We start from the raw sequence: 7,003 nt of genomic DNA, 5'->3' as shown, positions 1-7,003 counted from the left end.
TGCCGAGGCCGTTGGCGACCTGCGGAATCGACTTGGCCGAAACATAGACGCGGCGGCCTGGCTTCGAGACGCGGGCGATTTCGCGCACGACCGGCGCGCCGTCGAAATACTTCAGCTCGATCTCGATTTCGGACTTGCCGTTGTCGAAGTCGGTCTGGCTGTAATCGCGGATATAGCCTTCAGCCTTCAGCACGTCGAGGACGCGGGTGCGCAGACGCGAAGCCGGCGTCGAAACGCTCGACTTCTTGCGGCCATACGCGTTGCGGATGCGGGTCAGCATATCGCCGAGAGGATCGCTCAATGACATGTTATGTCCTCCTTACCAGCTCGACTTGACCAGGCCCGGGATCTGGCCGTTATTGCCGAGATCACGAAGCGCGATGCGCGATACTTTGAGCTTGCGATAGTAGGCGCGCGGACGGCCGGTGACTTCGCAGCGGTTGCGGATGCGGATCTTGGCCGAGTTGCGCGGCATGGCGGCAAGCTTGAGCTGAGCGCGGAAACGCTCTTCCATCGGCTTGGACTGATCCATGATGATCGCCTTCAGGGCAGCGCGCTTGGGACCGTACTGGTCGGCAAGCTTGCGGCGCCTGTTGTTCTTCTCGACTGAGCTGGTCTTTGCCATTTCAGATTTTTCCTTTTCTCGCTGCCGTTACTGGCGGAAGGGGAAGTTGAAAGCCTTGAGCAATGCCCTGGCTTCGTCATCCGTCTTCGCAGTCGTACAAACGATGACGTCCATGCCCCAGATCTGATCAACCTTGTCGTAGTTGATCTCCGGGAACACGATGTGTTCCTTGATGCCCATGGCGTAGTTGCCACGGCCATCGAAGCTCTTCGGATTGAGCCCGCGGAAGTCGCGGACGCGTGGCAGTGCGATGTTCACGAGACGGTCGAGGAACTCGTACATACGTTCCTTGCGCAGCGTGACCTTAGCGCCGATCGGCATCTTCTCGCGGACCTTGAAGCCGGCGATCGAGTTGCGGGCGCGGGTGACGACGGCCTTCTGGCCGGCGATCATCGCCAGGTCTTCGGCCGCGATCGAAGGCTTCTTCGAATCGGCGGTCGCTTCGCCAACGCCCATGTTCAGCACGATCTTGTCGATGCGCGGAACCTGCATCTCGTTGTCGTAGCCGAACTGTTCCTGCAACGCCTTGCGGATGGTCTCGTTGTAGACCTGCTTGAGGCGCGGCGTGTTGTTCGCGGTCGCCTGCTTGGATTGAGCCTTAGCCATTGATGACTTCTCCCGAGCGCTTGGCGACGCGCACCTTCTTGCCGTCCTTCTGGAAGATGAAGCCGACGCGGGTCGGCTTGCCATCCTTGGGGTCGGCCAGCGCGATGTTCGACAGCTGGATCGGCGCTTCCTTGGTGATGATCCCGCCCTCTTGGGACTGGGACTGCTTCTGGTGACGACGGATCATGTTGACGCCGCGCACCAGCGCGGTGTCTTCCTTCGGCTGTACCGAGAGGACTTCGCCCGAACGGCCCTTGTCCTTGCCGGCCAGCACGACGACCTTGTCGCCTTTTCTAATCTTTTGCATTGGTCCGGCTCCTTACAGCACTTCAGGCGCGAGCGAGATGATCTTCATGTGGTTCTTGGCGCGGAGTTCGCGCGGAACCGGTCCGAAGATACGCGTGCCGATCGGCTCTTTCTTGTTGTCGACGAGAACGGCCGCGTTCTTGTCGAAACGGATCACGCTGCCGTCCGGGCGGCGGATGTCCTTGGCCGTGCGAACCACGACCGCCTTCATCACATCGCCCTTCTTTACGCGGCCGCGCGGAATGGCTTCCTTGATCGACACCACGATGATGTCGCCCACGGAAGCGTATTTCCGCTTCGAGCCGCCCAGCACCTTGATGCACATGACACGACGGGCGCCGGAATTATCCGCGACGTCGAGGTTTGTTTGCATCTGAATCATGACTGGCCGCCTTCTTCTCTTCTAACGGGATGGGCTCAAAGCCCCTCCCCGGTCTGTCCAAAATTCGTTGTTTACGCCCGAGGTCAGGCTTGGTCCGAAGACACGACGATCCAGCGCTTGTCCTTGGAAATCGGCTTCGATTCCTGGATGAACACCTGATCGCCAACCTTGTGGGCGTTGTTTTCGTCGTGCGCCTTGTACTTCTTGGTCATGCGCACGGTCTTCTTCATCACGGGATGCGTGAAGCGCCGTTCGACCTTGACGACAACCGTCTTCTCGTTCTTGTCGCTGACGACGGTGCCCTGCAGAATGCGCTTTGGCATGGTTTTCGTCCTTAAGCCTTCTTAGCCGCGGACTTTTCCGCAGCGATGGTCTTGATACGCGCAATATCCTTACGGACCTGTCTCACGCGCGCGGTCTTCTCGAGCTGGCCGGTGGCCTTCTGGAAGCGCAGGTTGAACTGCTCCTTCTTCAGGCTGGCCAGGTCGTCGGTCAACTGGTCCTGGGTCTTGGTCCGGATGTCTTCGGCTTTCATGATCAGCCCGTCCTTATTCTGCGATGCGCTGCACGAAGCGCGTCTTGACCGAGAGCTTGGCCGCGCCGAGACGCAGTGCCTCACGGGCGGTTTCTTCATTGACGCCGTCGATCTCGAACATGATACGGCCCGGCTTGACGCGCGCCGCCCAGTAGTCGACCGCACCCTTGCCCTTACCCATGCGGACTTCGGTCGGCTTCGAAGTGACCGGCACGTCCGGGAAAATACGGATCCAGACGCGACCAGCGCGCTTCATTTCACGCGTGATCGCGCGGCGGGCCGCCTCGATCTCACGTGCGGTGACGCGGTTCGGCTCAAGCGCCTTCAGCCCGAAACCACCGAAATCCAGGTTGGTGCCGCCCTTTGCGGTACCATGGATACGGCCCTTGAACTGCTTGCGGAACTTTGTGCGCTTTGGCTGCAGCATCGTTCTAACTCCAAATTCCTAAATGTCTCAGGCGTTTTCGCGACGACGACCGCGTTCGCGATCACCACCACCGCCATGCGCTGCGTCGCTTTCGCTGGCCCGACGCTCCGAAGCCATCGGGTCATGCTCAAGGATTTCGCCCTTGAACACCCAGACCTTGACGCCGCAGATGCCATAAGCCGTGTGCGCTTCGGCCGTACCGTAGTCGACGTCCGCACGCAGCGTATGCAGCGGCACGCGGCCTTCGCGATACCATTCCATGCGCGCGATCTCGGCGCCGCCGAGGCGGCCGGCGCAGTTGATGCGGATGCCTTCGGCCCCGAGGCGCATCGCCGACTGAACGGCACGCTTCATGGCGCGGCGGAACGCGATACGACGCTCGAGCTGCTGGGCGATCGACTGGGCGACCAGGGTCGCGTCGATTTCCGGCTTGCGCACTTCAACGATGTTGAGGTGCGTCTCGGACTTCGTCATCTCCATCAGCTTCTTGCGAAGCTTCTCGATGTCGGCGCCCTTCTTGCCGATGATCAGACCCGGGCGCGCGGCGTGGATGGTGACGCGGCACTTCTTGTGCGGACGCTCGATCACGACCTTCGAGATGGCAGCCTGCTTGAGCTCCTTCTCGAGATACTTGCGGATCTTGATGTCCTCATGCAGCAGCTTGCCGTACTCGCCGGTGTTCGCGAACCACCGCGAATCCCAGGTGCGGTTGATGCCGAGGCGAAGACCGATCGGATTGACTTTCTGGCCCATTATGCGGCCTCCCCTTTTTCTTCGACTTCACGAACGACGATCGTGAGGTGCGAGAACGGCTTCTCGATACGGCTGGCGCGACCGCGGCCACGGGCATGGAACCGCTTCATGACGATCGACTTGCCGACATAGGCTTCCGCCACGATCAGTGCATCGACATCCAGGTCGTGGTTGTTTTCCGCGTTGGCGATTGCCGATTCCAGCGTCTTCTTGACCGTGCCGGAAATCCGCTTGGCCGAGAATTCGAGATCGGAAAGCGCTGTCGCGACCTTCTTGCCGCGGATCAGCGCGGCAACGAGGTTGAGCTTCTGCGGGCTGATACGGATCGTGCGCAATACGGCGCGCGCTTCGTTATCAGCAAGCCTGCGCGGAGCTTTGGCCTTGCCCATGATTATTTCCTCTTCGCCTTCTTATCCGCGCCGTGACCGTAATAGGTCCGGGTCGGAGCGAATTCACCGAACTTGTGACCGACCATGTCCTCGTTCACCGAGACGGGAACATGCTTCTGGCCGTTGTAGACACCGAAGGTGAAGCCGACGAACTGCGGCAGGATGGTGGAGCGACGGCTCCACATCTTGATCACCTCATTGCGACCACCTTCACGAACCTTGTCCACCTTCTTGAGAAGGTAGCCGTCAATGAAGGGGCCTTTCCAAATCGAACGAGTCACTTGGCGTTACCTCTTCTTAGCTCTTGCGCTGATGGCGCGAGCGCAGGATGAACTTGTCGGTCGCCTTGTTGGACCGCGTCTTCTTGCCCTTGGTCGGCTTGCCCCAGGGCGAAACCGGATGGCGGCCACCCGATGTGCGGCCTTCGCCGCCGCCGTGCGGATGGTCGACCGGGTTCATGGTCACGCCGCGATTGTGCGGACGCTTGCCACGCCAAACCGTGCGACCGGCCTTGCCGTCATTGATGTTGCCGTGATCCGGATTGGACACGGCGCCGACAGTGGCCATGCAGGAGCCGTGAACGACACGCTGCTCGCCCGAATTGAGGCGCAGGATCGCCATGCCCTGGTCACGACCGACCAGCTGACCGTAACCACCTGCCGAACGGGCGACCTGAGCGCCCTTGCCCGGCTTCAGCTCGATGTTGTGGACGATGGTGCCGACCGGCATCGAAGCCAGCGGCATCGCATTGCCCGGCTTCACGTCGACCGATTCACCGGAGACGATCTTGTCGCCGGGAGCCAGACGCTGCGGAGCGATGATGTAGGACAGCTCGCCATCGTCATACTTGATCAGCGCGATGAAGGCGGTGCGGTTCGGATCGTATTCAATGCGCTCGACCGTGCCGACGACGTCGAACTTGCGGCGCTTGAAGTCGATGATGCGGTACGAACGCTTGTGACCACCGCCGATGAAGCGGGCGGTGATGCGACCGTGATTGTTGCGGCCGCCCGACTTGGTCAGGCCTTCGGTCAGACCCTTGACGGGCTTGCCCTTGTAAAGACCCGAGCGGTCGACGATGACCAGCTGACGGGTGCTGGGCGTTACCGGGTTGAATTTTTTCAGTGCCATTGTTCTGTCCTCGCGGCCTTGCTCAGAGACCCGTCGCGACGTCGATCGACTGACCATCGGCCAGCGTCACAACCGCCTTCTTGACGTCGCTCTGGCGGCCAACCGTGCCACGGAAGCGCTTGATCTTGCCCTTGCGGACAAGCGTGTTCACGGCCATCACCTTGACGCCGAACAGCGCTTCGACGGCGGCCTTGATTTCCGGCTTCGACGCCTTCTTGGCGACGTTGAAGACGACCTTGTTCTGCTCGGAGGCCATGGTCGACTTTTCGGTGATCGCCGGCGAGACGATCACGTCGTAATGACGAAGGTCGGTCATTTAAAACGCTCCTCGAGAGCCTCGACGGCGGCCTTCGAAAGGACCAGCGTGCCGCGGCGCAGAATGTCGTAGACGTTGATGCCCTGGATGGGCAGCACGTCGATGTTGGGGATGTTCGTCGCCGCCAGCTTGAAGTTCTTGTCAAGCTCGGCGCCGCCGATCAGCAAAGCGTTGGTCAGGCCCAGCGTCGCGAAATTCGCGATCAGCGCCTTCGTCTTGGCCTCGGTCAGCTTCAGCTCGTCGATGATGATGATCGACGCGCTCTTGGCCTTGGCCGAGAGAGCATGCTTGAGGCCGAGAGCACGAACCTTCTTCGGCAGTTCGTGCTCGTGGCTGCGAACGACCGGGCCGTGGGCCTTGCCGCCGCCGCGGAACTGCGGAGCGCGTGCCGAATGGTGACGGGCGCGGCCCGTACCCTTCTGCTTGTACATCTTGGCGCCGGTGCGCGCGATCTCGGCGCGACCCTTGGTCTTGTGCGTGCCCTGCTGCTTCTTGGCAAGCTGCCAGCGCACGACGCGCTGCAGGATGTCTTCGCGCGGATCAAGGCCGAAAATCTCGTCGGAGAGTTCCACCTTGCCGGCGTCCTTGCCGCCCAGCGTTGTGATCTTGAGATCCATTATTCCGCTCCCTCTGTGGCCGGAGCCTCGTTCTTGGCGCCACTTTCGGCAGCAACGGCGCGGATCGCGGCAGGCTTCGGCGCATTGGCCGGCAGTGCCACCTTGGCCGCATCGCGGACCAGGATCCAGGCGCCCTTCGATCCGGGAACCGCACCGCGGATCAGGATCAGGCCGCGGTCGGCGTCGGTCGATACGATCTCGACATTCTGCGTGGTGACGCGGGTGTCGCCCATGTGGCCAGCCATATGCTTGCCCTTGAACACCTTGCCCGGGTCCTGACGCTGGCCGGTCGAACCGTGCGTACGGTGCGAAACCGAGTTACCGTGCGTTGCACGGCCACCGCCCATGTGGTGGCGCTTGATGACGCCCTGAAAGCCCTTGCCGATCGTCGTGCCCGTCACATCGACCTTCTGGCCGGCGACGAAGTGCTCGACGGTGATCTCGGCGCCGACATCGATCATGTTGTCGGCGGAGACGCGGAACTCGGCGACCTTCGCCTTCGGCTCGACGGAAGCGGTCGCGAAATGGCCGCGCATCGCCTTCGACGTGTTCTTCACCTTGGCAAGGCCAACGCCGAGCTGAACGGCGGTGTAGCCATTCTTCTCTTGCGTGCGCTGGGCCACGACCTGGCAGTTCTCCATCAGGAGAACGGTGACGGGAACATGTTCCCCGGCATCGTTGTAGATGCGGGTCATTCCCACCTTCTTTGCAATCACACCTGAACGCATCGGTTCAATTCCTTTAGAGTTCCGGGCCAGGGGCACCGCCCCTTACCGCGCTCTCATTCCCTTAGAGCTTGATCTCGACGTCGACGCCGGCGGCCAGATCGAGCTTCATCAAAGCATCGACCGTCTGCGGGGTCGGATCGACGATGTCGAGCAGACGCTTGTGCGTGCGCATCTCGAACTGCTCGCGG

16 protein-coding genes are annotated in these 7,003 nt (G+C 61.3%); all 16 read right to left on the bottom strand.

The features are described 5' to 3' along the window. Positions 1-307 (bottom strand): 30S ribosomal protein S8 (gene rpsH / locus EOB59_RS21975; protein ID WP_245486701.1); only part of this gene is annotated, 307 nt, incomplete at its 3' end. Positions 308-319: 12 nt separating this feature from the next. Then, the gene (gene rpsN / locus EOB59_RS21970) at positions 320-625 is read right to left on the bottom strand and encodes a 30S ribosomal protein S14 (protein ID WP_013895695.1); all 306 of its coding nucleotides are present in this window, start codon (positions 623-625) and stop codon (positions 320-322) included. 27 nt (positions 626-652) lie between these two features. Beyond that, positions 653-1,231, bottom strand: a complete 579-nt coding sequence (rplE, locus tag EOB59_RS21965; protein ID WP_127270613.1) for a 50S ribosomal protein L5 — start codon at positions 1,229-1,231, stop codon at positions 653-655. Next, positions 1,224-1,538, bottom strand: coding sequence for a 50S ribosomal protein L24 (gene rplX, locus EOB59_RS21960; RefSeq protein WP_013531428.1), 315 nt, complete (start codon positions 1,536-1,538; stop codon positions 1,224-1,226). Before rplX ends, rplE begins: the two co-directional genes overlap by 8 nt. Positions 1,539-1,550: 12 nt before the next feature. Continuing rightward, on the bottom strand, positions 1,551-1,919 hold the full coding sequence (gene rplN, locus EOB59_RS21955; protein WP_006205457.1) for a 50S ribosomal protein L14: 369 nt from the start codon (positions 1,917-1,919) through the stop codon (positions 1,551-1,553). An 83-nt stretch (positions 1,920-2,002) separates the two neighbouring features. Next, positions 2,003-2,242, bottom strand: coding sequence for a 30S ribosomal protein S17 (gene rpsQ, locus EOB59_RS21950; RefSeq protein WP_010909280.1), 240 nt, complete (start codon positions 2,240-2,242; stop codon positions 2,003-2,005). 11 nt (positions 2,243-2,253) lie between these two features. Next, a complete protein-coding gene (gene rpmC / locus EOB59_RS21945) occupies positions 2,254-2,454 on the bottom strand; it encodes a 50S ribosomal protein L29 (RefSeq protein WP_006205459.1) in 201 nt (66 codons plus the stop codon). 13 nt (positions 2,455-2,467) lie between these two features. After that, positions 2,468-2,881 carry a 50S ribosomal protein L16 gene (gene rplP, locus EOB59_RS21940; protein WP_013531427.1) on the bottom strand — a complete coding sequence of 138 codons (414 nt, stop codon included), beginning with the start codon at positions 2,879-2,881 and terminating at the stop codon, positions 2,468-2,470. Positions 2,882-2,908: 27 nt separating this feature from the next. Further along, positions 2,909-3,634, bottom strand: coding sequence for a 30S ribosomal protein S3 (gene rpsC, locus EOB59_RS21935; RefSeq protein WP_013531426.1), 726 nt, complete (start codon positions 3,632-3,634; stop codon positions 2,909-2,911). Further along, the gene (gene rplV / locus EOB59_RS21930) at positions 3,634-4,023 is read right to left on the bottom strand and encodes a 50S ribosomal protein L22 (RefSeq protein ID WP_006205462.1); all 390 of its coding nucleotides are present in this window, start codon (positions 4,021-4,023) and stop codon (positions 3,634-3,636) included. The genes rpsC and rplV overlap by 1 nt, the downstream gene beginning before the upstream one ends. Before the next feature lie 2 nt (positions 4,024-4,025). Continuing rightward, positions 4,026-4,304 (bottom strand): 30S ribosomal protein S19, encoded by a 279-nt coding sequence (gene rpsS, locus EOB59_RS21925; protein ID WP_006205463.1) that lies wholly within the window; start codon positions 4,302-4,304, stop codon positions 4,026-4,028. 16 nt (positions 4,305-4,320) lie between these two features. Further along, a complete protein-coding gene (gene rplB, locus EOB59_RS21920; RefSeq protein ID WP_024505067.1) occupies positions 4,321-5,154 on the bottom strand; it encodes a 50S ribosomal protein L2 in 834 nt (277 codons plus the stop codon). A gap of 22 nt (positions 5,155-5,176) precedes the next feature. Beyond that, complete coding sequence (locus EOB59_RS21915; RefSeq protein ID WP_013531424.1) at positions 5,177-5,470, bottom strand: 50S ribosomal protein L23; 294 nt, start codon at positions 5,468-5,470, stop codon at positions 5,177-5,179. Then, a complete protein-coding gene (rplD, locus tag EOB59_RS21910) occupies positions 5,467-6,087 on the bottom strand; it encodes a 50S ribosomal protein L4 (protein ID WP_013531423.1) in 621 nt (206 codons plus the stop codon). Before rplD ends, EOB59_RS21915 begins: the two co-directional genes overlap by 4 nt. Further along, complete coding sequence (rplC, locus tag EOB59_RS21905) at positions 6,087-6,815, bottom strand: 50S ribosomal protein L3 (protein WP_013531422.1); 729 nt, start codon at positions 6,813-6,815, stop codon at positions 6,087-6,089. The genes rplD and rplC overlap by 1 nt, the downstream gene beginning before the upstream one ends. A gap of 61 nt (positions 6,816-6,876) precedes the next feature. After that, a partial coding sequence (locus EOB59_RS21900) for a 30S ribosomal protein S10 (protein ID WP_281061731.1) occupies positions 6,877-7,003 on the bottom strand: 127 nt, incomplete at its 5' end.

The sequence above is a fragment of the Mesorhizobium sp. M7A.F.Ca.MR.176.00.0.0 genome, from assembly GCF_004023165.1.
Taxonomy (GTDB): Bacteria; Pseudomonadota; Alphaproteobacteria; order Rhizobiales; family Rhizobiaceae; genus Mesorhizobium.
The sequence above is the reverse complement of the archived record's forward strand: the minus strand, read 5'-3'. Positions and strand labels throughout refer to the sequence as shown.